This is a genomic window from Pseudomonas sp. PvP100 (assembly GCF_017833055.1).
GTDB classification, from domain to species: Bacteria; Pseudomonadota; Gammaproteobacteria; order Pseudomonadales; family Pseudomonadaceae; genus Aquipseudomonas; species Aquipseudomonas syringae.
Genome location: NZ_JAFIBO010000001.1, coordinates 92,216 through 115,750, shown reverse-complemented (window position 1 = coordinate 115,750; position 23,535 = coordinate 92,216). Strand labels below are relative to the sequence as shown.

Here is a 23,535-nt window from a genome sequence, read left to right as displayed (position 1 = left end):
CCGCCATCGCACATACCCGGCAGACGCCCCTTGTTTCAGACAAGGGCCACCCGTCGCGTCTCAAGGTTGCCTCACTCCTCTCAAGAACTTGCCTAAGCCACTGATGAATAAAGCAATTTCCGACCTCTCCGCACACACTCCGATGATGCAGCAGTACTGGAAACTCAAAAACCAGCACCTGGATCAACTGATGTTTTATCGCATGGGCGATTTCTACGAGATCTTCTACGAAGACGCGAAGAAAGCCGCCAAGCTGCTGGATATAACCCTGACCGCACGCGGCCAGTCGGCAGGTCAGAGCATTCCCATGTGCGGGATTCCCTACCACGCAGCCGAGGGTTATCTGGCCAAGCTGGTGAAACTGGGCGAATCGGTGGTGATCTGCGAGCAGATCGGCGACCCCGCCACCAGCAAGGGGCCGGTGGATCGTCAGGTGGTACGGATCATCACGCCAGGGACCATCAGCGATGAGGCCCTGCTCGACGAGCGCCGCGATAACCTGATCGCCGCCGTGCTGGGTGACGAACGCCTGTTCGGCCTGGCGGTACTGGATATCACCAGTGGCAACTTCAGTGTGCTGGAGATCAAGGGCTGGGAGAACCTGCTGGCCGAGCTCGAGCGCATCAACCCGGTCGAGTTGCTGATTCCGGATGACTGGCCACAAGGTCTGCCTGCCGAGAAGCGCCGCGGTTCTCGACGTCGCGCGCCCTGGGATTTCGAGCGCGACTCAGCCCATAAAAGTCTGTGTCAGCAGTTTGCAACCCAGGACCTCAAGGGTTTCGGTTGCGAAAACCTGACGCTGGCCATCGGTGCTGCCGGCTGCCTGCTCAGCTATGCCAAGGAAACCCAGCGCACCGCCCTGCCCCATTTACGCAGCCTGCGTCACGAACGTCTCGACGATACCGTGATCCTCGATGCAGCCAGTCGCCGTAACCTGGAACTGGACACCAACCTGTCCGGGGGCCGTGACAACACCCTGCAATCGGTGATGGACCGCTGCCAGACCGCAATGGGAACAAGGCTGCTGACCCGCTGGCTGAACCGGCCATTGCGCGACCTGACCATCCTTCAGGCACGCCAGACGTCAATCACCTGCTTTCTGGAACGCTATCGCTTCGAAAACCTGCAACCACAGCTCAAGGAAATCGGCGACATCGAGCGGATTCTGGCGCGTATCGGCCTGCGTAACGCGCGGCCACGTGACCTCGCCCGCCTGCGCGACGCCCTGAGCGCCCTGCCCGAACTGCAACAGGCGATGACCGATCTGGACGCGCCGCACCTGCAGCAACTTGCGCAGACTGCCAGCACCTATCCCGAGCTGGCCGACCTGCTGCAGCGCGCGATCATCGACAATCCGCCTGCGGTCATCCGTGACGGCGGTGTCTTGAAGACCGGCTACGACGCTGAACTGGATGATCTGCAGTCGCTGAGTGAAAACGCCGGTCAGTTCCTGATCGACCTGGAAGCCCGCGAAAAAGCCCGCACCGGCCTCGGCAACCTGAAAGTTGGCTACAACCGCGTGCATGGCTATTTTATCGAGCTGCCAAGCAAGCAGGCTGAGCAGGCGCCGGCTGATTACATACGCCGCCAGACCCTGAAGGGTGCCGAACGCTTTATCACACCCGAGCTCAAGGAGTTCGAAGACAAGGCGTTGTCGGCCAAGAGCCGCGCGCTGGCTCGGGAAAAGATGCTCTACGAAACACTGCTCGAAGACCTGATCGGTCATCTTGCGCCGCTTCAGGACACAGCGGCGGCGCTGGCCGAACTGGACGTGCTGAGCAACCTTGCGGAGCGCGCGCTGAACCTGGACCTCAATTGCCCACGCTTTGTCGCCGAACCTTGCATGCGCATCGAGCAGGGCCGCCATCCGGTCGTGGAACAGGTGCTGAGTACGCCTTTCGTTGCCAACGACCTGGCGCTGGACGACAGCACGCGCATGCTGGTCATCACCGGCCCGAACATGGGCGGTAAATCGACCTATATGCGTCAGACGGCGCTGATCGTGCTGCTGGCCCATATCGGCAGCTTCGTCCCCGCTGCCAGCTGCGAACTGTCGCTGGTCGACCGGATCTTCACCCGCATCGGCTCCAGCGACGACCTGGCGGGCGGACGCTCGACATTCATGGTGGAAATGAGCGAAACGGCAAACATTCTGCACAACGCGACCGATAAAAGTCTGGTGCTGATGGACGAAGTCGGGCGCGGCACCAGTACTTTCGACGGCCTTTCGCTGGCCTGGGCGGCGGCTGAGTGCCTCGCACAACTGCGCGCCTACACACTGTTCGCCACGCACTATTTCGAACTGACGGTGTTGCCGGAAAGCGAGCCGCTGGTGACCAATGTGCACCTCAACGCCACCGAGCATAATGAGCGCATCGTGTTCCTGCACCGCGTCCTGCCAGGGCCTGCGAGCCAGAGTTACGGTCTGGCCGTGGCGCAACTGGCCGGCGTGCCGGGCAAGGTCATCAGCCGCGCCAAGGAGCACTTGCAGCGTCTGGAAACCACCAGCCTGCCGCACGAGCAGCCGCGCGCCAAACCCGGCAAGCCCGCAGTCCCGCAACAGAGCGATATGTTCGCAAGTCTGCCGCACCCGGTGCTCGACGAGCTGTCGAAGGTCAAGGTCGACGATATGACCCCGCGGCAGGCGCTGGATTTGCTATACACATTGCAAACTCGCCTGTGACGCGAAGCGTTACATACTGTTAGAATCCCGCGCGGTTTGGGACGCTCTCGGCTTTTAGCCTGGTCGAGGCGTTTTTCGAGCCGCGTGAAAATGCAGCGAACCGCCGGTAGGTAGCAGGGACAGGTAGTAGACGACGCAGTCTTACTGCCTCAAGGCCACCCACCAAAAGCACGTGTTTTCATAGGGCCGGGAAACCTCCCGAACCTGGCACCCCTGTCTGGAAGGGCTCTGCCGCAGCCGCCTGAGGAGAAAATTAGAAATGACCTTCGTCGTCACCGACAACTGCATCAAGTGCAAGTACACCGACTGCGTAGAAGTCTGTCCGGTGGACTGCTTTTACGAAGGCCCGAATTTCCTGGTGATCCACCCGGACGAGTGCATCGACTGCGCGCTTTGCGAGCCAGAGTGCCCTGCCGTAGCCATCTACTCGGAAGACGAGATCCCTGCCGGCATGGAAAACTTCATCGAGCTGAATGCCGAGCTTGCCGAAATCTGGCCCAACATCACCGAGAAGAAAGATGCGATGCCGGATGCGGCAGAGTGGGACGGCAAAACAGGCAAGATCGCTGATCTGGAACGCTAGATTCCATACAGACAAAAGGCCCTCAAGAGGGCCTTTTTTGTCGGATACGATTTTCTGCAGACAAAAAAAGGGGCGGTGTGACCCGCCCACATTTTTCCTTGATCCCTGTATTCCCTTGTCATCATCCTGATGAATCGCATCCCGCGATGTCCTTGGCCGTCATCCTTGATAGCCTGTGCCGGTCCGTTGGCACAGCTCCGATATTAGAGATATCACGCGGGAGAGCAACACCCGAAACGCTCCAGAATATTTCCTGGACAATTGCCTTTCAGAATTAAAACTCATTCTAAAACAACATCTTGCGATAAAAAAACCGATGAATTGGCGACAAGCCTCACTCCGGTTACCTGAATGACTTACAGCAAGCGTGCGCAATGACTTACAGGCTTTGAGCTCTCTGAGTACAAGCATGCCGCTGCCGTCCAAGCAGAACTGCGTTGGCTGGCAGGGTGCTCAGTAAAGTTGAGATGACGAAAGACATATAAAAAGGCCGATATACACGCACTGTGTTATATCGGCCCTGGATGGATGCTGAGGAAGGGGACTACTGGAAGAGAGACTCGCTGGACAGACCGTTTTTCTCGAGGATCTCGCGCAGGCGCTTGAGTCCTTCGACCTGAATCTGCCTTACACGCTCACGCGTCAGACCGATTTCAAGCCCTACATCTTCAAGCGTGCTGCTTTCATGCCCGCGCAAGCCAAAGCGGCGAATCACTACCTCGCGCTGCTTCTCGGTCAGTTCAGACAACCATTGATCGATGCTCTGTGAGAGATCGTCGTCCTGCAGCAGCTCACAGGGGTCTGTCGGACGGTCGTCGGTCAACGTATCAAGCAGCGTCTTGTCCGAATCCGGTCCTAGCGAAACGTCCACTGACGAGACACGCTCGTTGAGGCCCAGCATGCGCTTGACCTCGCCTACCGGTTTTTCCAGCAGGTTGGCGATCTCTTCAGGAGAAGGTTCGTGATCCAGCTTCTGGGTCAGCTCTCTGGCCGCACGCAGATAAACGTTCAGCTCCTTGACCACATGAATCGGCAGTCGGATGGTCCGCGTCTGATTCATGATCGCGCGTTCGATGGTCTGACGAATCCACCAGGTGGCGTAGGTAGAGAAACGAAAGCCGCGCTCCGGGTCGAACTTCTCGACCGCCCTGATCAACCCCAGGTTGCCCTCCTCGATCAGATCAAGCAATGACAGTCCACGATTGACATAGCGTCTGGCAATTTTCACTACCAGCCGCAGATTGCTTTCAATCATGCGTTTACGCCCGGCCGGGTCTCCACTTTGCGATAGACGCGCAAAATGAACTTCTTCTTCCGGGGACAATAGAGGAGAAAAACCGATTTCATTGAGGTACAGCTGGGTAGCATCGAGCGCCCGCGTGTAGTCAATGTACTTGTGTTGTTTGAGCGATGTTGAATGCTTGACCTTGGTACGTCCCGAGACAGCGGCTGGCTGCTTCTCGTTTGACGCTTCCTTCAGGACAATGCCGGCTTCCATAAGGAGCACTTCATCATCGATGTCAAACTCCGGCGCTTCGTTGCCAAGAGCCATTGTTTTAGTCCTTTGGTGAGTTCGACCTCAAGCTCCAGCATCGCCTGATTCCATGGCAACGCTTGAGCCTGTTCCTACTACGCCAGGAACAGGCTGACAACTATCAACGACGTGGCAAGAATCCTAACGGATCTACAGGTTTCCCTTGGCGGCGAATCTCAAAATGCAGTTTCACCCGGTCAGTTCCTGTTGACCCCATTTCGGCAATCGTCTGCCCTGCCTTGACCTGTTGTCCTTCCCGTACCAAAAGCCTGCGGTTATGACCGTAGGCACTGACGTAGGTATCGCTGTGTTTGATGATGATCAATTCGCCGTAGCCCCGTAATCCACTTCCGGCGTAAACAACTGAACCATCAGACGCTGCCAAAACAGGCTGTCCCAAATCACCAGCGATATCAATTCCTTTATTCAAACTGCCGTTTGAGGAAAATTTTCCTATCAAAATGCCACTCGAAGGCCAGGTCCAACCCGTCGGAGACTTGCCGGCCGGGCCTGTCCCGGTGGTCGCCGACGGCGGTATAACCACAGGTACAACCGCAACAGGTTTGGACATGACCGTGGTTTTGACGGATCCGGAGCTGCTGGTGGTGGTCGATGTGGACGTCACTGGACGCCCGGCGCCCGACGTTGAAGCCACGCTCGGCGTTGACGAGGAGCGCCCGTCAAAGCGAATTGTCTGACCTGGCTTGATGGTAAACGGCTCAGGGATCTGGTTGCGGGCAGCCAGCGCCTTCCAGTCCCAGCCGTAACGAAATGCAATGGAAAAAAGCGTATCGCCGCGCCTGACCACATATTGGCCAGTGGTCACTGTCGGGCGCTGGGCCACGGCGTTGCCGTTGCGATCAACGACGCGAACGCCGCCTGAAGGCGAGCTGGAGCAGCCGACCAAAAGGACACTGAGAGCAATGCCAATCACCAGACGCTGATAACTTCTTGAAGACCTGAGCTGCTGAATGACTGTGAGACTCACCCGCCACTCCCTTTACTGGTGACTGAATTCAAAAAAGATGCCTATTGTGCCGTAATAGCGACGGGCAGCCAGTGATATCCGCTGAAAAACGCTGTTAAGTATCAATCAGCTGCATGGAAATGATGCCATCAGGCCATTTAACAGTTGTGGCCGCGCGCTGTAGACCGATGACTGACGCCAGAATTCATTGTTTACCGCAGACAATCTTCAAGCGATGGGTCCATTGAGCAGTGGCACGAAGCGCACAGCCCCCAGCACATGTCGGGAAAAACCGTTTTCTTCACGAATGATCAGCATCAACTGCTGAACCTCTCCCGAGCCCACGGGGATGACCAATCGGCCTCCCGGTGCCAGTTGATCGAGCAATGCCTGCGGCACATCGGTGGCCACCGCCGTAACGATGATGCCGTTATACGGCGCCAGGGCTGGCCAGCCCTCCCAACCGTCACCCCAACGGAACACCACGTTGCGCAGATTGAGCTCGACCAGACGCTCCTTGGCACGATCCTGAAGCACCTTGATGCGCTCTACCGAAAACACTCGCTCTACCAGCTGCGCCAGCACAGCAGTCTGATAGCCGGACCCTGTACCGATCTCCATGACCTTGTCCAGCGGCCCGGCTGCCAACAGCAACTCGCTCATCCGCGCGACCATGTAAGGCTGGGAAATCGTCTGGTTGTGGCCGATGGGCAATGCGGTGTCTTCGTAGGCGCGATGCGCCAGCGCTTCATCGACAAACAGATGCCGGGGCGTCTTGCGAATGACGTCCAGTACCCGCTGGTTGGAAATGCCCTCTTCGCAGAGGCGTTGAATCAGACGCTCGCGGGTACGCTGCGACGTCATACCGATCCCTCGACGCAATAGATCATCCTGCTCGCGTGACATCAACGAAGTCCCTCCAGCCAAGTGTTCAGGCTGCTGAATCCGTCCTGATAGGTTCTATCCAGCTGCAACGGCGTAATCGATACGTAGCCTTGTACGACCGCATGAAAGTCGGTCCCGGCACCGCCGTCCTCGACGTCGCCTGCAGCAGCGATCCAGTAGCCGGCGCGGCCACGCGGATCGACGACTCTGATCGGTGCCGCAGCGCGGGCACGATGCCCCAATCGGGTCAATTGAATGCCGCGGATATGCTCGAGCGGCAGGTTGGGAATATTCACGTTCAATACCGTGCGGGGTGGCAGGTCGAGTTGCTCATGGGCCTCGACCAGCAAGCGCGCGTAATGCGCCGCCGTCGCCAGATTATCCGGCTGACGTGACAGAAACGAAAAGGCAAACGACGGGCGCTGCAGAAAACGCCCTTCAAGGGCTGCAGCGACCGTTCCGGAATACAGTACATCGTCGCCCAGATTGGCCCCCAGATTGATGCCTGAAACCACCATGTCCGGTTGACGTTCCAGTAGCCCGTGAATGCCCAGATGCACGCAGTCGGTGGGCGTACCGTTGACACTGATGAAGCCATTTTCCAGGGTGTGCGGATGCAAGGGCCGGTCGAGTGTCAGAGAACTGCTGGCACCACTTTTGTCCTGATCAGGCGCAATCACCACGCAGTCGGCGTAGTTCGCCAACGCCGCATGGAGCGCGACAAGACCGGGCGCATTCACCCCGTCATCATTTGATATCAGAATACGCATGAGCTGTCCGTCTGCCCAACCGGCACCAGATCGATGAGTTCGCGGACCAAAACGGTCGCGAAACATCCGGGCGGAAGGACGAATTCCAGTTGCAGAATGTCAGACTCGGGATAATGCCACGTCAGCCGCCCAATGGGCAGTCGCAGGATGCGACGTTCGTGCTCCATGCCCGCTCTGACCAGCCAGTCACGCAATACAGATTCGTCGTCGGCAACGGTATTTTCCAGCGCTGCCGTCGCACCGCCAGCTGGCGAAGGGCCTTCACCCCATTGAGGTCCGGTGGGGTGCAGATCGAGGATCGCCAGACGAGGATCGCTGCATTCATCCACCCCGGCCGGGAAAAAGCTGCGGCTGTCGGTGAACGCGAGCAAATCACCGACCTGAGCCTTCTGCCAGCTGCCATCGACAACCCGAGCGGCCAGCACCCGATTGAACAGGTAACTGCGCGCCGTGGACAAGAGTCGCGAACGCACCGCGCGTTGCTCAGGCAGCGCCTTGCGGGCGGCGTAATCGCGTGCCTCGCCAAGATTTCCACCCTGATAGCCGAAACGCTGCGTGCCGAAATAATTAGGGATGCCCTGCAGGGCAATGGTTTCAAGACGCTGATTCAAGGCGCCCTTGTCTGCATCCAGCTGGGTCAGACGCAGCGTGAAGCCATTGGCCGCATGGGCGCCGCGTTGCAGTTTGCGTTTGTGGCGGCCGCTCTTGAGAATCTGCAGCGTGTCGTCCTGCGCAGCGGACAGGTCAGAATCGGCCTTGCCAGGCAATTGAATGCTGAACCACTGGCGGGTCAGTGCCTGACGATCCTTGAGCCCGGCATAGCTGACTGTGCGCAGTTGGACGCCCGCAGCCCTGGCCAGTCGGCGGGCCGCCTCTTCCGTGTTCAGACCGCGTTTCTCGACCCATAGCCACAAGTGCTCCCCATCCCCGGAAAGCGGAATGTCCAGCACTTCGTCGACCTGAAAGTCTTCGGCAGTCGCTTTGAGGACTGCACTCCCCAATGCCTCGCCGTAAGCTCGCGGGCCCAGCAGTTCACGTTCATTCATGCGCGTAGCAACAACGCAACGGCATGCACCGCGATGCCTTCTTCACGCCCGGTAAAGCCAAGCTTTTCAGTCGTCGTGGCCTTGACGTTGACCTGATCCAGCTCAACCTGAAGGTCTGCAGCGATCAATGCACGCATGGCATCGATATGCGGCGACATTTTCGGTGCCTGAGCGACGATGGTGGCGTCTACATTACCGACCTTCCAGCCTTTGCCATGGATCAGCGTGAGGACATGACGCAGCAGCACGCGACTGTCGGCGCCCTTGAACTGCGGATCCGTGTCGGGAAAGTGCTTGCCGATATCGCCCAGCGCTGCGGCACCCAGAAGCGCGTCGCTCAAGGCATGCAGCAGGACATCGCCATCGGAATGGGCCAGCAGACCGAACCCGTGTGCAATCCGCACGCCGCCCAAGGTAATGAAGTCGCCTTCAGCGAAACGGTGCACATCAAAGCCATGGCCAATACGCATAAAAAAACGCCCTGAAAAAAGTCAGGGCGTGATTCTACCTGCTTTGGCGCGCGTTAGCTGTTCAAGGCTGCTGCGTGATGCCTGAGATGGTCTTCAATGAAGCTGGCGATGAAGAAATAGCTGTGGTCGTAACCTGGCTGCATGCGCAGGGTCAGCGGATAGTCCGCAGTCTTGGCCGCCTGAACCAGCACCTCGGGTTTGAGCTGGTTGACCAGAAAATCATCACGATCGCCCTGATCGACCAGGGTCGGCAGCTTTTCGGACGCCTGCGCAATCAGCACGCTGGCATCCCACTCGCGCCAGCGAGAACGATCTTCGCCCAGATAACGGGAAAATGCCTTTTGCCCCCACGGGCAATCGATCGGATTACTGATCGGCGAGAACGCGGATACCGACCGATAGCGACCTGGATTGCGCAATGCGCAGACCAGCGCGCCGTGACCGCCCATCGAGTGCCCGCTGATGCTGCGCACCTGTGACGCCGGGAAATGCCCCTCGATCAGCGCCGGCAGTTCCTTGACCACGTAATCATGCATTTGGTAATGCCGCGCGTAAGGCTGCTCGGTGGCGTTGAGGTAGAAGCCCGCGCCTTGACCGAAGTCCCAGGCGCCGTCAGGGTCATCTGCCACGTCAGTACCGCGCGGACTGGTATCAGGCGCCACGATGATGATGCCCAGCTCGGCCGCCAGTCGATGGGCGGCAGCTTTCTGCATGAAGTTTTCATCCGTGCAGGTCAGGCCGGACAGCCAGTACAACACCGGCAGCTTGCCGCCCTGCTCCGCCTGTGGCGGCAGATAGACGGCAAACACCATGTCACAACCGAGCACCTGAGAATGGTGCTTGTAGCGCTTGTGCCAGCCGCCGAAGCTCTTTTGGCAGGAAATATTTTCCAAAGGCATATCGTGTCCTCTAGCTACAAGCCGCAAGCCGCAAGCTACAAGCATGTAAGAGACCTTCGTGCTTGCCGCTTGGAGCTGACAGCTTGCTGCTGCTCCTTAAAAATGGATGACCGTGCGGATGCTTTTGCCTTCATGCATCAGGTCGAACGCCTTGTTGATGTCTTCCAGGCCCATGGTGTGGGTGATGAACGTGTCCAGCGGGATTTCACCGGTCTGCGCCATGTCCACATAGCTCGGCAATTCGGTACGGCCACGCACGCCGCCAAACGCCGAACCGCGCCAGACGCGCCCGGTCACCAGCTGGAACGGACGGGTAGCGATTTCCTGACCGGCACCGGCCACGCCGATGATGACCGACTCGCCCCAGCCCTTGTGGCAGGATTCCAGCGCAGCACGCATCAGTTGCACATTACCGATGCACTCAAACGAGAAGTCGACGCCGCCATCGGTCATGTCGACGATGACTTCCTGGATCGGACGGTCGAAATCTTTCGGATTGACGCAATCAGTCGCGCCCAGCTGTTTGGCGATCTCGAACTTGGCCGGGTTGATGTCGATGGCGATGATGCGAGCCGCCTTGGCTTTGACCGCACCGATCAATGCCGATAGGCCAATACCGCCCAGACCGAAGATGGCCACGGTATCGCCAGGCTTGACCTTGGCGGTGTTGAGCACCGCACCGATGCCGGTGGTGACACCGCAACCCAGCAGGCAGACTTTTTCCAGCGGTGCCTGCTTGTCGATTTTGGCCACCGAGATTTCCGGCAGTACGGTGTATTCGGAGAAGGTCGAGGTGCCCATGTAGTGGAAAATCGGCTCGCCCTTGTAGGAAAAACGCGTAGTGCCATCCGGCATCAGGCCTTTACCCTGAGTGGTACGAATCGCCTGGCACAGGTTGGTCTTGCCCGAGCGGCAGAACTTGCACTGACGGCATTCCGGGGTGTACAGCGGAATCACGTGATCGCCGACCACCACCGAGGTCACGCCCTCACCCACCGCCTCGACAATCGCACCACCTTCGTGGCCGAGGATCGATGGAAAGATCCCTTCAGGGTCAGCCCCGGACAGTGTGTAGGCATCGGTGTGGCAGACGCCGGAGGCCACTACTCTGAGCAGCACTTCTCCCGCCTTGGGCATGGCCACATCGACTTCAACGATCTCCAATGGCTTTTTGGCTTCAAAAGCGACAGCAGCGCGCGACTTGATCATCAATCTTCTCCGACGGGTAAAAACAAGGATTGCAGTGTAGTACAGTGCCAATTGACGAGTAATACGGCTAAAAGCAAAACATTAATGCTGTACAGGGATAATCGATGTACACCAATCGCTGGGAAGGTCTGGATGAGTTCGTTGCCGTCGCGGAATGCGGGCAGTTCACCGCCGCGGCTCTGCGGCTCGGGGTCTCCTCGTCGCATGTCAGCCGTCAGATCGTGCGCCTTGAAGAACGCCTGCAGACTCGTCTGCTCTACCGCAGTACCCGCAAGGTCGCGCTCACCGAAGCCGGTCAGACCTTTCTGCATCACTGCCAGCGCCTGCAGGACGGCCGCGAAGAAGCACTGCGCGCGGTGGGCGATCTGGCCAGCGAACCCAAGGGGTTGTTGCGCATGACCTGCGCCGTGGCCTATGGCGAGCGCTTCATCACGCCGCTGGTCACACGCTTCATGGACCTGTACCCGCACCTGCGGGTCGATATCGAGCTGAGCAATGAAACGCTGGACCTGGTTCATGAAGGCATGGACCTGGCGATTCGTCTGGGTCGGCTGCAGGACTCGCGTCTGGTCGCAACCCGCCTCGCGCCACGGCAGATGTACCTGTGCGCCTCGCCGTCCTACATCGAGCGTTACGGCAGGCCGCACAGCCTTTCGGAACTCAATCGCCATAATTGCCTGATCGGAGGCAGCGATACCTGGCAGCTACAGCAGAACGGGCGTGAATTTTCCCAGCGCGTGCAAGGCAACTGGCGCTGTAACAGCGGCCAGGCCGTGCTGGATGCCGCGTTGCACGGCGTCGGTTTGTGTCAGTTGCCCGATTACTACGTGCAGAAACATCTCAACGACGGCACGCTGGTCTCATTGCTGGAGGCGCATCAGCCGCCCAACACGGCCGTGTGGGGGCTCTATCCGCAGCAAAGGCATCTGTCACCCAAGGTGCGCAAGCTGGTGGATTATCTCAAGGAAGGCTTGGCGATGAGGGATGAGTACCGCCAGTAGCGGGGCCTAGCGCCCGAACTCGCTGCGGCGCTGGCGCAGCCACTCCAGGTCTTCCGGGCGCGTGACCTTGATGTTGTCTGAGCGTCCCTCGATCAGGCGTGGAGATTGCCCCGCCCACTCGATGGCCGATGCCTCATCGGTGATGCTGACGTTAGAGACCAGGCTGTCCGCCAGGGCGCGATGCAGGGCCCCAAGACGAAACATCTGCGGCGTGAAGGCTTGCCAGATCAGGCTGCGATCCACTGTTTCCAGCACACGACCGCTGCTGTCGGCACGCTTGAGCGTATCGCGGGCCGGCACGGCCAGCAGGCCGCCAACAGGATCATCGGCCAGTTCGCCGAGCAGATTATCCAGATCACTGCGCGCCAGGTTCGGACGCGCAGCGTCATGAACCAGCACCCAGTCATTGTCACTGGCGCCCTGCGCATGCAGGTGCAGCAGCGCATTGAGCACCGAGCCTGAGCGCTCGCTGCCGCCGTCCACGCGCTGAATGCGGGTGTCATGCGCGCAGGGCAATGCAGCCCAGTAAGGGTCGTCCACAGCCAGACTGATCACCAGCCCCTTGAGCCGGGGGTGATCGAGAAAGCAAAGCAGGCTGTGTTCCAGAATTGTCAGGCCGCCCAGTGGCAGGTACTGCTTGGGACGGTCGGCTGCCATGCGAGCACCAATGCCCGCTGCAGGTATCACTGCCCAGAAGGCAGGAAGAGAGTCTTTCATCGCACCAACTTGATTATTGCGCGAGCTGGTAAAGGGTTTCGCCGTCCTTGACCATGCCCAATTCATGTCGGGCACGCTCTTCGACGGTTTCCAGACCTTTTTTCAACTCCATGACCTCGGCATCGAGCACGCGATTGCGCTCGAGCAGCACCTGATTTTCAGCGTGCTGGTCGGCAATCTGCTGAGTCAGGCTGGCCACTTGCGCGAGGCTTCCGTTACCGACCCAAAGGCGGTACTGCAAGCCAGCCAGCAACAGGAGCAGGACGAGGAACAACCAGTTAGGACTGCGCATTGAAATATCAGGTACCCAGTAAAAAAGACAGCAGAGCCAACGTGAACAACAAACGACTGAGAGCATTGAGCCTGACATAAGCCAGGCTCAATCACTCCAGATTACCGCGGAGCGTCAGCATCGGAGCTGCACAGGCGAGTCAGGGAACCCGAATCCGTGCAGCACTCTGCGTCTTTTTACCATCTATGGCTCAGCCGCGAAACTCGGCACGACCACGATACACAGCCTTGGAGCCCAATTGCTCCTCGATGCGCAGCAATTGGTTGTACTTGGACACGCGGTCGGAGCGGCACAGCGAACCGGTTTTGATCTGACCGGCAGAGGTGCCCACAGCCAGGTCAGCAATGGTCGAATCTTCGGTCTCGCCGGAACGGTGAGAGATGATTGCCGTGTAACCGGCAGCCTTGGCCATCTGAATGGCTTCCAGGGTTTCGGTCAGCGTACCGATCTGGTTGAACTTGATCAGGATCGAGTTGGCGATCTTCTTGTCGATGCCTTCCTTGAGGATCTTGGTGTTGGTCACGAACAGGTCGTCACCTACCAGCTGGGTTTTCTCGCCGATCTTGTCGGTGAGGATTTTCCAGCCATCCCAATCGGACTCGTCCAGACCGTCTTCGATGGAAATGATCGGGTGCTTGCGAGTCAGCTCGGCAAGGTATTCGGCGAACTCGGCAGAGCTGTATTCGCCCTCTTCGCTCAGCTTGTACTTGCCGTTCTTGTAGAACTCGCTCGCTGCGCAGTCCAGCGCCAGGGTCACGTCGGTGCCCAGCGTGTAACCCGCATTGGCAACCGCCTCGGCGATAGCGTCGAGCGCTTCCTTGTTGGATGCCAGGTTAGGCGCGAAGCCACCTTCGTCACCCACTGCGGTGTTCAGGCCACGCGCTTTGAGTACAGCCTTGAGGTGATGGAAAATCTCGGTGCCCCAGCGCAGGCCTTCAGCGAAGGATTTGGCGCCGACAGGCTGAATCATGAATTCCTGGATGTCGATGTTGTTATCGGCATGCTCGCCACCGTTGATGATGTTCATCATCGGCACCGGCATGGAATACACGCCCGGTGTGCCATTGAGGTTGGCGATGTGCGCGTACAGCGGCAGGTCCTGATCCTGCGCCGCGGCCTTGGCAGCTGCCAGAGAGACCGCGAGGATGGCGTTTGCGCCCAGGCTTGCCTTGTTTTCGGTGCCGTCCAGCTCGATCATCGCGTGATCCAGCGCCTTCTGGTCAACCGGGTCCTTGCCCAGAAGCAGGTCACGGATAGGGCCATTGATGTTGGCCACAGCTTTCAGAACGCCCTTGCCCATGTAACGGCTCTTGTCGCCATCACGCAGCTCCAGCGCTTCGCGCGAGCCGGTTGAGGCCCCGGACGGCGCACAGGCGCTGCCGATGATGCCGTTATCGAGGAGCACATCTGCTTCTACGGTGGGATTGCCACGGGAGTCGAGAACTTCACGACCTTTGATGTCGACGATTTTTGCCATTGTTGTAAACACTCCAAGATTGACGAAAACGACGCAGCTGGGGAAACAATGCTCGCAATCAGACGCAGAAAAAGGCAGGTCTGAATGCGACAACCCCGTCACGAATGACGGGGAACGGCACTTTACCGGAGAACCCTGTTCAAGCGGTCTCTACGATCGGAAAACTCTTTACAAGTTCATCCAGGGACTTGAGCTGGGCCAGGAACGGCTCGAGCTTGTCCAGACGCAGGGCACATGGCCCGTCGCATTTGGCGTTGTCAGGATCCGGATGGGCTTCAAGGAACAGGCCGGCCAGATTCTGACTGATACCGGCCTTCGCCAGATCCAGCACCTGAGCGCGGCGCCCGCCAGCAGAATCGGAACGACCGCCCGGCATCTGCAGGGCGTGGGTCACGTCGAACAGAATCGGATATTCGAACTGCTTCATGATGCCGAAGCCAAGCATGTCCACGACCAGATTGTTGTAACCGAAGCTGGAGCCACGCTCACAGAGAATCAACTGATCGTTACCGGCCTCTTCGCACTTGGTCAGGATGTGTTTCATTTCCTGGGGTGCAAGGAACTGGGCTTTCTTGATGTTGATGACTGCGCCGGTTTTCGCCATCGCGACGACCAGATCGGTCTGTCTCGAAAGGAAAGCCGGCAGCTGAATGATGTCGCAGACTTCAGCCACCACGGCGGCCTGATGCGGCTCGTGAACATCGGTGATCAGCGGCACGTTGAAGGTGCGCTTGATCTCTTCGAAAATACGCATGCCTTCTTCAAGGCCCGGCCCACGGTAGGAGTTCACCGAAGAGCGGTTGGCCTTGTCGAAGCTGGCCTTGAACACGTAAGGGATACCGAGCTTTTCGGTGACCTTTACGTATTCTTCACAGACCTGCATGGCCATATCCCGGGATTCGAGTACGTTCATGCCGCCGAACAGCACCATTGGCTTGTCGTTGGCGATCTCGATCGAACCTACGCGGATGATTTTCTGAGCCATGTCTGCAGTCCCTGTCAGGAATTTTTCTGATGTTGAGCCAGTGCCGCCTTGACGAAGCCGCTGAACAGCGGATGACCGTCACGGGGCGTGGAGGTGAATTCCGGGTGGAACTGGCAAGCGACGAACCATGGATGATCCGGCGCTTCGACCACCTCAACCAGCGCGCCGTCGCCGGAGCGGCCGGAAATCTTCAGGCCCGCCTCGATCAGTTGCGGCAACAGGTTGTTGTTCACTTCATAGCGATGACGATGACGTTCGACGATCACGTCCTTGGTGTAGCAGTCGTGGACCAGCGAACCGGCTTCAAGCTGGCACTCTTGCGCGCCCAGACGCATGGTGCCGCCCAGATCGGAGCTTTCGGTACGGGTTTCGACTGCGCCGGTGGCGTCTTCCCACTCGGTGATCAGACCCACTACAGCGTGCGCGCTGGTGCGATCGAACTCGGTGGAGTTGGCGTCTTTCCAGCCCAGCACGTTACGGGCGAACTCGATGACCGCGACCTGCATGCCCAGGCAGATGCCCAGGTACGGAACCTTGTTCTCACGGGCGAACTGAACGGCAGTGATCTTGCCTTCGACGCCGCGCAGACCGAAGCCACCGGGAACCAGGATCGCGTCCACACCTTCCAGCAGGCCGGTGCCCTGGTTTTCAATGTCTTCAGAGTCGATGTAACGCAGGTTGACCTTGGTGCGATTGGTGATACCGGCGTGGCTCATGGCTTCGATCAACGACTTGTAGGCGTCGAGCAGCTCCATGTACTTGCCGACCATCGCGATGGTCACTTCGTGTTCCGGGTTGAGCTTGGCGTCGACGACCTTGTCCCACTCGGACAGGTCGGCACCACCACATTGCAGGCCGAAGCGCTCGACCACAAAATCGTCCAGGCCTTGCGAATGCAGAATGCCCGGGATCTTGTAGATGGTGTCCGCGTCTTCGAGGGCGATGACCGCACGCTCTTCGACGTTGGTGAACTGAGCGATCTTGCGACGCGAGGAAACGTCGATCGGGTGGTCGGAACGGCAGACCAGCACATCAGGCTGCAGGCCGATGGAGCGCAATTCCTTCACCGAATGCTGGGTCGGCTTGGTCTTGGTCTCGCCGGCAGTGGCGATGTACGGCACCAGCGTCAGGTGCATCAGCATCGCGCGGCGTGCGCCGACTTCGAAGCGCAACTGGCGGATGGCTTCAAGGAAAGGTTGCGACTCGATGTCGCCCACCGTGCCGCCGATCTCGACCAGCGCCACGTCGGCATCGCCAGCACCCTTGATGATGCGGCGCTTGATTTCATCGGTGATGTGCGGGATGACCTGAATGGTCGCGCCCAGGTAATCACCACGGCGCTCTTTGCGCAGGACGTGCTCGTACACACGACCGGTGGTGAAGTTGTTGTTCTGGGTCATGGTGGTGCGGATGAACCGCTCATAGTGACCAAGGTCCAGGTCGGTCTCGGCGCCGTCGTGAGTGACGAATACCTCACCGTGCTGGAACGGGCTCATGGTGCCTGGGTCCACGTTGATGTACGGATCCAGTTTGAGCATGGTGACCTTGAGTCCCCGCGCCTCCAGGATGGCCGCCAATGAAGCCGAGGCAATGCCTTTCCCCAATGAAGAAACAACACCGCCCGTGACGAAGATGTAGCGCGTCATGAAAAACCCTAGAAGTCTGCGTTAAAGCGGTCAGAGCCGCCGGGGATAGCGAAGGAAGGCCGAAGCCCCCGATTACCGACAAAATTCACGGTGCACTCCCGAAACTGCTGCGTTGAAACCGACCGGCCGAAGCCCGTGTGGTGTGCGCTACATTTTAAGAATTACCCAGTAAATACTGGTTGGTAACCGGCAACTCGTGTCGTTTCAAAAGAGCCGACAGAAGCTGTATCAAGAAGGGAGCGTAGTCTACCTGAAAGGGCCTTTCAGCTCAAACTTTGGTCGCCGGTCGGCATAACCCAGCGCAAACGCCAGTTTTCATTGGGCGAACCGTCCAGTCCAGGCAGGTTGGCGACGGCCAGCAGCACGTTATCGAGGTACAGCAGCGGCAATCTGCCGCGCAGAAACGCCGGCACTGACTGCTCGTTGAGCAGACGCTTGAGATCACGGCTGCCGCGCCCGTCCAGGCGTAACACTTCACCGCCCTGCCGATAGCGGATTTGCAGACACCCCGACGGCGCGTCGCCTTCCAGAACCACGCAGCCATTACCCGGCAAGTCCAGCGGCACACCAGGGTCCGGCCAGTCCATTGCCTGACGACAGAGCGGCTCCCAGTCAGCGGGCACCCACCAGATACAATTCTGCGCCCTGTGCAGCGTCCCATCAGCAAGCCGCCACAACGGACCCGCGTCCTGCGCGGCATCGCGCAACGCCTCCCAGCCAGCCCAGTGATCGGTGTCCGGCAGGCGCGTCAGCGGCGCGAGCCAGTGACGCAGTGCATTGCGCTGCCGAGCTGCGGACAATGCGGCAATCGGCCCAAGACTCAACACCGGCAGGTCAACCCAAGCGAACGACGTTGCAGTCTGCGCGTTGGCAATATCCTGCAGCGCGAGCTCGTAGAGCAATTGCTGCGCTTCGCCGAGGTGGCGCGCAGTACGCGCCAGACTGGCCGCTGCCTGCGGCCATCTGGAGGTCAGCAACGGCAATACCTGACTGCGCAAAAAATTGCGCGAGAACTGCTGATCGTCATTGCTGGGATCTTCGATCCAGTTCAGGCCGTGCCGATGCGCGTAGTCTTCCAGCTGCTTTCGCGACACATCCAGTAGCGGCCTCAGCAGATGCCCACGCCCCAGCACGCGCTGATCGGGCATGGCAGCCAGACCGCGTACGCCTGCGCCGCGCAGCAGACGGAACAACAGGGTTTCGGCCTGATCATCGCGATGCTGCCCCGTCAGCAGCACCTCGCCCTCAACCAGCCGCTCACTGAAGGCGCTGTAACGCGCCTGCCGGGCAGCCTGCTCGAGACTTGCAGCGGGCTCGACCTGAACGCGAACAGACTCGAATGCCACCCCGAGCGTCTTGCAGACCTGCTGACAATGCTCTGGCCAGCCATCGGCAGCAGTCTGCAGACCGTGGTGCACATGGATGGCGTTGAGCGCAGGCAGGGTTTCGCGACTGGCGAGTTCAGCCAGAAGATGCAAAAGCACGGTTGAGTCGAGGCCGCCGGAGAAACCGACATGCCAGACAGGCGCATTGCGCCATGGGGCCAGAACTTGAAGAAGCCTGGCAGAAAGATCATGACCGGTGCGTGAGGGGGTGGTCATGGATGTTTTTCATCGGCCTGGCGGGTTCGCACACTAACGGCTGCAGTGCTCAAACCCACCCTTTCGCGAACAGGTTCGCTCCCACGCCTTTCGGGCAGAAGCCCGCAAGACGTGGAAACAATCGGGGCGACGCAGCTTACAGACCGTAGCTCATCAAGCGGTCATAACGGCGCGCCAGCAGCTCGTCGTTATCGAACTCCTTGAGCATCGCCAGCTGACTGCTCAGCTCTTCGCGAATCAAGGCAGCGGCAGCGACCGGATCACGATGCGCGCCACCCAGTGGCTCGGCGATGACCTTATCGACGATACCCAGACCTTTTAGGCGGTCAGCGGTGATGCCCATGGCTTCAGCAGCATCCGGAGCCTTCTCGGCGGTTTTCCAAAGGATCGACGCGCAGCCTTCCGGAGAGATCACCGCGTAAGTCGAGTACTGCAGCATGTTCAACTGGTCACAGACACCAATCGCCAGCGCACCACCGGAACCGCCTTCACCGATAACGGTAGCGATGATCGGGGTCTTGAGACGGGCCATCACGCGCAGGTTCCAGGCAATCGCCTCGCTCTGGTTGCGCTCTTCCGCGTCGATACCCGGATAGGCGCCCGGCGTATCGATAAAGGTCAGGATCGGCATCTTGAAGCGCTCGGCCATTTCCATCAGACGGCAGGCCTTGCGATAGCCTTCGGGGCGCGGCATGCCGAAGTTGCGGCGAACCTTCTCGCGCACTTCCCGGCCTTTCTGATGGCCGATGACCATGACTGGCTGGTTGTCCAGACGGGCAATACCGCCGACGATCGCCGCATCATCGGAGAAATGCCGATCGCCGTGCAGCTCATCGAACTCGGTAAAGATGTTTTCGATGTAGTCCAGCGTGTAAGGACGACGCGGATGGCGCGCCATGCGCGCGATCTGCCAGCTGGTCAGGTTGCCGAAGATGCTTTCGGTGAGCGTCTTGCTCTTGTCTTGCAGCCGGGAGATCTCGTCGCCGATGTTCAGCGAGTTGTCGTTACCCACCAAGCGCAGTTCTTCGATTTTGGCCTGCAAGTCAGCGATAGGCTGTTCGAAATCAAGAAAATTCGGGTTCATAGGCATCCGTCTTGGGTCGACGGCCAAGAGGCCGGCCGGTTGATCCGTCTGCGCCGTTCCTGTTCGGAACCGGCGCGTTCAGGTCGAAATTAAAATTCAGGGTTGAGCGCAAGTCGAGCCTGCGACGTTCAACGATACTGGAGAAAGACGTTCTCACGTCCGAACTGGTCACGCAGAGCTTGAATCAAGCTGTCCGCAGGATCAATCCGCCATGCTTCTCCCAATTGCAGCAATGCGCGGGCGTCCTGCCCCGTGTAGTCCACCGTGATCGGACAGGCACCGCGATGGCGCTTGCACAGATCGCCCAGCCAGCGCAGCCGGTCGCCCTTGAGCGCCTCGGCACGCACCGTCACACGCAGGCTCTCGGCCAGATTGGTGCGGGCATCCTCGATACTCATGACACGCTTAGCCCGCAAGCGCAGCCCACCGGAGAAGTCATCATTACTGACTTCGCCCTCGACTACCACCATAGCATCGGTCTGCAACAGTGACTGAGCCGAATGGAACGCTTCGGCAAATAGCGACGCCTCGATGCGCGCCGAGCGATCGTCCAGGGTAATGAACCCCATCTTGTCGCCCTTCTTGTTCTTCATGACGCGCAGGGCAATGATCAGGCCCGCGACTGTCTGGGTGTCTCTTGCCGGCTTGAGATCAATGATGCGCTGACGAGCGAAACGGCGGATCTCACCTTCATACTCATCGATCGGGTGCCCGGTCAGGTACAGCCCCAGGGTTTCCTTTTCACCACGCAGACGATCCTTGAGGCTCAGCTCGCGGGTCTTGCGATGGTTGGCGTAGACATCGGCATCCGCTTCGACGAACAGACCGCCGAACAGGTCGGCGTGACCACTGTCATGACTGCGTGCAGTCTGCTCTGCCGCCTGAATGGCTTCTTCCAGCGCGGCAAGCAGCACCGAACGGTTACGGTCGATATTGGCCTGATAGGCCTTGGGCTCCAGTTCGAAGTACGGCCCGAGACGATCCAGCGCACCGCTGCGAATCAGACCATCCAGAGTGCGCTTGTTGACCCGTTTGAGGTCGACGCGAGCGCAGAAGTCGAACAAGTCCTTGAACGGCCCGCCCTGGCGCGCATCGGTAATCGCCTCGACCGGCCCCTCGCCTACGCCCTTGATCGCGCCAAGGCCATAAAGAATACGGCCATCGTCGCTTACCGTGAACTTGAACTCCGAGGTGTTCACGTCCGGCGCGTCTAGGCGCAGCTTCATCGTGCGCACTTCTTCGATCAAGGTCACGACCTTGTCGGTGTTGTGCATATCCGCCGACAACACCGCCGCCATGAACGGCGCCGGGTAGTGAGTCTTCAGCCAGGCAGTCTGGTACGACACCAGCCCGTAGGCTGCGGAGTGGGACTTGTTGAAACCGTAACCGGCGAACTTTTCCACCAGGTCGAAGATGTTACCGGCAAGGTCCGGGTCGATGTTATTGGTCTTGCAGCCATCGATGAAACCACCGCGCTGCTTGGCCATTTCCTCGGGCTTTTTCTTACCCATGGCACGACGCAGCATGTCCGCACCGCCAAGGGTGTAACCGGCCATGACCTGGGCGATCTGCATCACCTGTTCCTGATACAGGATGATGCCGTAGGTCGGTGCCAGTACCGGCTTGAGGCCTTCGTACTGGTAATCGACGTGCGGATAGGACAGCTCGGCGCGACCGTGTTTACGGTTGATGAAGTCGTCGACCATGCCCGATTGCAGCGGGCCGGGACGGAACAGGGCCACCAGTGCGATCAAGTCTTCCAGACAGTCGGGCTTGAGCTTTTTGATCAGCTCTTTCATGCCGCGCGACTCGAGCTGGAACACCGCCGTGGTCTCGGCGCGCTGCAGCAACTGATAGGTCGGCATGTCGTCGAGCGGAATGAACGCGATGTCCAGCGGTTCTTCGTTGACCTTGGCGCGGTCGCGGTTGATGGTCTTGAGCGCCCAGTCGATGATGGTCAGGGTACGCAGACCGAGGAAGTCGAACTTCACCAGCCCCGCAGCCTCGACATCGTCCTTGTCGAACTGGGTCACCAGACCGTCACCGGCCTCGTCGCAATAGATCGGCGAGAAGTCAGTCAGCTTGGTCGGGGCAATAACCACACCACCGGCGTGCTTGCCGACGTTACGCACGATGCCTTCGAGCTTGAGCGCCATCTCCCAGATTTCCGCCGCTTCCTCATCCACCTTGAGGAAATCGCGAAGAATCTCTTCCTGCTCGTAGGCCTTTTCGAGGGTCATGCCGACTTCGAACGGGATCATCTTCGACAGACGATCGGCCAGCCCGTAAGACTTGCCCTGCACCCGCGCCACGTCACGCACCACCGCCTTGGCGGCCATGGAACCGAAGGTGATGATCTGGCTGACCGCGTTGCGACCGTACTTCTCGGCCACATATTCGATCACCCGGTCACGACCATCCATGCAGAAGTCGACGTCGAAGTCAGGCATGGAAACCCGCTCCGGGTTCAGGAAGCGTTCGAACAGCAGGTCGTATTCCAGCGGGTCGAGGTCGGTGATCTTCTGTACATAGGCAACCAGCGATCCGGCACCCGAACCACGACCCGGCCCCACCGGTACGCCGTTGCTCTTGGCCCACTGGATGAAGTCCATCACGATCAGGAAGTAACCGGGGAAGCCCATCTGGATGATGATATCCAGCTCGAAATTCAGCCGGTCGACATACACCTGACGCTTGGCTTCGTAATCTTCGGTCGCGTCCTTGGGCAACAGGACTGCAAGACGCTCTTCCAGGCCATCGAAGGAGACCTTGCGGAAATACTCATCGATGGTCATACCATCGGGAATCGGGAAGTTGGGCAGGAAGTGCGTGCCCAGCTTGACGTCGATGTTGCAGCGCTTGGCAATCTCGACGGTGTTTTCCAGCGCTTCCGGCAGATCGCTGAACAGCTCGGCCATTTCTTCCGGGCTTTTCAGGTATTGCTGATCGCTGTAATTGTGCGAGCGACGCGGGTCGTCCAGCGCACGCCCTTCACCGATGCATACGCGGGTTTCATGGGCTTCGAAATCGGCCTGCTTGATGAAGCGCACATCGTTGGTCGCCACCAGCGGGGCGCCGTGACGCTCGGCCAGGGCCACCGCAGCGTGCAGATGCTCTTCGTCATTGGCGCGGTTGGTACGCTGCACTTCGATATAGAAGCGGTCAGGAAAGACTTCCAGCCACTCGCGCAACAGTTCGTCGGCCTCCCCCGGATTGCCGCCAAGCAAGGCCATGCCGATTTCGCCTTCCTTGGCCGCAGAAAGCGCAATCACGCCTTCACTGGCCTGCGCGACCCACTGGCGCTGAATAACGATCTGACCGTTACGCTGGCCTTCGATAAAGCCTCGGGAAATCAGCTCGGTCAGGTTGCGGTAGCCCTGGGCATTCATGGCCAGCAGGCTGATGCGGCTGAGCGCGGCATCTTCGTCCCTGCCCGCCAGCCACAGATCGACACCACAGATCGGCTTGATGCCGGAGCCCTGAGCGGCCTTGTAGAACTTGACCAGCGAACACATGTTGTTCTGGTCAGTCACCGCCACGGCGGGCATGTTCATGCCGGTCAGCGCCTTGATCAACGGTTTGACCCGGACCAGGCCGTCAACCAGCGAATATTCGGTGTGCAGGCGTAGATGAACGAAAGAAGCCGGCATGGTGATCCTATAAAACGCGAAAATACAAAAAACGAA

At 59.2% G+C, this 23,535-nt stretch carries 19 protein-coding genes; 3 read left to right on the top strand and 16 right to left on the bottom strand.

The window, feature by feature from the left end:
- Nucleotides 1-115 precede the first annotated feature (115 nt).
- A complete protein-coding gene (gene mutS / locus JOE39_RS00495; protein WP_161420914.1) occupies nt 116-2,683 on the top strand; it encodes a DNA mismatch repair protein MutS in 2,568 nt (855 codons plus the stop codon).
- Nucleotides 2,684-2,942: 259 nt separating this feature from the next.
- A complete protein-coding gene (fdxA, locus tag JOE39_RS00490; RefSeq protein WP_003314327.1) occupies nt 2,943-3,266 on the top strand; it encodes a ferredoxin FdxA in 324 nt (107 codons plus the stop codon).
- A gap of 544 nt (nt 3,267-3,810) precedes the next feature.
- Here fdxA and rpoS read toward each other — a convergent pair.
- The 8 genes from rpoS to JOE39_RS00450 all read right to left on the bottom strand — a co-directional run bounded on the left by rpoS (nt 3,811) and on the right by JOE39_RS00450 (nt 11,046).
- Nucleotides 3,811-4,818, bottom strand: coding sequence for an RNA polymerase sigma factor RpoS (gene rpoS / locus JOE39_RS00485; RefSeq protein ID WP_003314325.1), 1,008 nt, complete (start codon nt 4,816-4,818; stop codon nt 3,811-3,813).
- 103 nt (nt 4,819-4,921) lie between these two features.
- A complete protein-coding gene (locus JOE39_RS00480; protein ID WP_003391034.1) occupies nt 4,922-5,788 on the bottom strand; it encodes a peptidoglycan DD-metalloendopeptidase family protein in 867 nt (288 codons plus the stop codon).
- 207 nt (nt 5,789-5,995) lie between these two features.
- Entirely contained in the window at nt 5,996-6,631 is a 636-nt protein-coding gene (locus tag JOE39_RS00475; RefSeq protein ID WP_002554702.1) for a protein-L-isoaspartate(D-aspartate) O-methyltransferase, read from the bottom strand.
- A gap of 41 nt (nt 6,632-6,672) precedes the next feature.
- Nucleotides 6,673-7,422, bottom strand: a complete 750-nt coding sequence (surE, locus tag JOE39_RS00470; RefSeq protein WP_003314323.1) for a 5'/3'-nucleotidase SurE — start codon at nt 7,420-7,422, stop codon at nt 6,673-6,675.
- On the bottom strand, nt 7,410-8,468 hold the full coding sequence (gene truD / locus JOE39_RS00465; protein ID WP_210078044.1) for a tRNA pseudouridine(13) synthase TruD: 1,059 nt from the start codon (nt 8,466-8,468) through the stop codon (nt 7,410-7,412). Before truD ends, surE begins: the two co-directional genes overlap by 13 nt.
- Nucleotides 8,465-8,938, bottom strand: a complete 474-nt coding sequence (gene ispF / locus JOE39_RS00460) for a 2-C-methyl-D-erythritol 2,4-cyclodiphosphate synthase (protein WP_210078046.1) — start codon at nt 8,936-8,938, stop codon at nt 8,465-8,467. The genes truD and ispF overlap by 4 nt, the downstream gene beginning before the upstream one ends.
- 53 nt (nt 8,939-8,991) lie before the next feature.
- Complete coding sequence (gene fghA, locus JOE39_RS00455) at nt 8,992-9,837, bottom strand: S-formylglutathione hydrolase (RefSeq protein WP_017278897.1); 846 nt, start codon at nt 9,835-9,837, stop codon at nt 8,992-8,994.
- Between the two features lie 96 nt (nt 9,838-9,933).
- Nucleotides 9,934-11,046, bottom strand: a complete 1,113-nt coding sequence (locus tag JOE39_RS00450) for an S-(hydroxymethyl)glutathione dehydrogenase/class III alcohol dehydrogenase (RefSeq protein WP_003339560.1) — start codon at nt 11,044-11,046, stop codon at nt 9,934-9,936.
- A 104-nt stretch (nt 11,047-11,150) separates the two neighbouring features.
- Between JOE39_RS00450 and JOE39_RS00445 the strand changes: the two genes are divergently transcribed.
- On the top strand, nt 11,151-12,047 hold the full coding sequence (locus JOE39_RS00445; RefSeq protein ID WP_003339561.1) for a LysR family transcriptional regulator: 897 nt from the start codon (nt 11,151-11,153) through the stop codon (nt 12,045-12,047).
- 6 nt (nt 12,048-12,053) lie between these two features.
- Here JOE39_RS00445 and ispD read toward each other — a convergent pair whose 3' ends face one another.
- From ispD to dnaE, 8 genes are all read right to left on the bottom strand, one after another.
- A complete protein-coding gene (gene ispD, locus JOE39_RS00440; RefSeq protein WP_065088540.1) occupies nt 12,054-12,764 on the bottom strand; it encodes a 2-C-methyl-D-erythritol 4-phosphate cytidylyltransferase in 711 nt (236 codons plus the stop codon).
- A 13-nt stretch (nt 12,765-12,777) separates the two neighbouring features.
- A complete protein-coding gene (ftsB, locus tag JOE39_RS00435; protein ID WP_003314315.1) occupies nt 12,778-13,056 on the bottom strand; it encodes a cell division protein FtsB in 279 nt (92 codons plus the stop codon).
- A 190-nt stretch (nt 13,057-13,246) separates the two neighbouring features.
- Nucleotides 13,247-14,533: a phosphopyruvate hydratase gene (gene eno / locus JOE39_RS00430; protein WP_003339565.1), complete on the bottom strand. Its 1,287-nt coding sequence runs from the start codon at nt 14,531-14,533 to the stop codon at nt 13,247-13,249.
- A gap of 139 nt (nt 14,534-14,672) precedes the next feature.
- Nucleotides 14,673-15,518 (bottom strand): 3-deoxy-8-phosphooctulonate synthase, encoded by an 846-nt coding sequence (kdsA, locus tag JOE39_RS00425; RefSeq protein ID WP_003314314.1) that lies wholly within the window; start codon nt 15,516-15,518, stop codon nt 14,673-14,675.
- A gap of 14 nt (nt 15,519-15,532) precedes the next feature.
- The gene (locus tag JOE39_RS00420; protein WP_003364819.1) at nt 15,533-17,164 is read right to left on the bottom strand and encodes a CTP synthase; all 1,632 of its coding nucleotides are present in this window, start codon (nt 17,162-17,164) and stop codon (nt 15,533-15,535) included.
- A gap of 263 nt (nt 17,165-17,427) precedes the next feature.
- Complete coding sequence (gene tilS / locus JOE39_RS00415) at nt 17,428-18,765, bottom strand: tRNA lysidine(34) synthetase TilS (RefSeq protein WP_210078048.1); 1,338 nt, start codon at nt 18,763-18,765, stop codon at nt 17,428-17,430.
- Between the two features lie 136 nt (nt 18,766-18,901).
- Nucleotides 18,902-19,849 carry an acetyl-CoA carboxylase carboxyl transferase subunit alpha gene (gene accA / locus JOE39_RS00410; RefSeq protein WP_003364825.1) on the bottom strand — a complete coding sequence of 316 codons (948 nt, stop codon included), beginning with the start codon at nt 19,847-19,849 and terminating at the stop codon, nt 18,902-18,904.
- A gap of 128 nt (nt 19,850-19,977) precedes the next feature.
- Nucleotides 19,978-23,499, bottom strand: coding sequence for a DNA polymerase III subunit alpha (gene dnaE / locus JOE39_RS00405; protein ID WP_210078050.1), 3,522 nt, complete (start codon nt 23,497-23,499; stop codon nt 19,978-19,980).
- Nucleotides 23,500-23,535 lie beyond the last annotated feature (36 nt).

What these genes read in the sequence shown, in the direction of transcription:
- fdxA (WP_003314327.1), top strand. Translation starts at nt 2,943, where the DNA reads ATGACCTTCGTCGTCACCGACAACTGCATCAAGTGCAAGTACACCGAC.
- rpoS (WP_003314325.1), bottom strand. Translation starts at nt 4,818, where the DNA reads ATGGCTCTTGGCAACGAAGCGCCGGAGTTTGACATCGATGATGAAGTG.
- JOE39_RS00475 (WP_002554702.1), bottom strand. Translation starts at nt 6,631, where the DNA reads ATGACGTCGCAGCGTACCCGCGAGCGTCTGATTCAACGCCTCTGCGAA.
- surE (WP_003314323.1), bottom strand. Translation starts at nt 7,422, where the DNA reads ATGCGTATTCTGATATCAAATGATGACGGGGTGAATGCGCCCGGTCTT.
- truD (WP_210078044.1), bottom strand. Translation starts at nt 8,468, where the DNA reads ATGAATGAACGTGAACTGCTGGGCCCGCGAGCTTACGGCGAGGCATTG.
- ispF (WP_210078046.1), bottom strand. Translation starts at nt 8,938, where the DNA reads ATGCGTATTGGCCATGGCTTTGATGTGCACCGTTTCGCTGAAGGCGAC.
- fghA (WP_017278897.1), bottom strand. Translation starts at nt 9,837, where the DNA reads ATGCCTTTGGAAAATATTTCCTGCCAAAAGAGCTTCGGCGGCTGGCAC.
- JOE39_RS00450 (WP_003339560.1), bottom strand. Translation starts at nt 11,046, where the DNA reads ATGATCAAGTCGCGCGCTGCTGTCGCTTTTGAAGCCAAAAAGCCATTG.
- JOE39_RS00445 (WP_003339561.1), top strand. Translation starts at nt 11,151, where the DNA reads ATGTACACCAATCGCTGGGAAGGTCTGGATGAGTTCGTTGCCGTCGCG.
- ispD (WP_065088540.1), bottom strand. Translation starts at nt 12,764, where the DNA reads ATGAAAGACTCTCTTCCTGCCTTCTGGGCAGTGATACCTGCAGCGGGC.
- ftsB (WP_003314315.1), bottom strand. Translation starts at nt 13,056, where the DNA reads ATGCGCAGTCCTAACTGGTTGTTCCTCGTCCTGCTCCTGTTGCTGGCT.
- eno (WP_003339565.1), bottom strand. Translation starts at nt 14,533, where the DNA reads ATGGCAAAAATCGTCGACATCAAAGGTCGTGAAGTTCTCGACTCCCGT.
- kdsA (WP_003314314.1), bottom strand. Translation starts at nt 15,518, where the DNA reads ATGGCTCAGAAAATCATCCGCGTAGGTTCGATCGAGATCGCCAACGAC.
- JOE39_RS00420 (WP_003364819.1), bottom strand. Translation starts at nt 17,164, where the DNA reads ATGACGCGCTACATCTTCGTCACGGGCGGTGTTGTTTCTTCATTGGGG.
- tilS (WP_210078048.1), bottom strand. Translation starts at nt 18,765, where the DNA reads ATGACCACCCCCTCACGCACCGGTCATGATCTTTCTGCCAGGCTTCTT.
- accA (WP_003364825.1), bottom strand. Translation starts at nt 19,849, where the DNA reads ATGAACCCGAATTTTCTTGATTTCGAACAGCCTATCGCTGACTTGCAG.
- dnaE (WP_210078050.1), bottom strand. Translation starts at nt 23,499, where the DNA reads ATGCCGGCTTCTTTCGTTCATCTACGCCTGCACACCGAATATTCGCTG.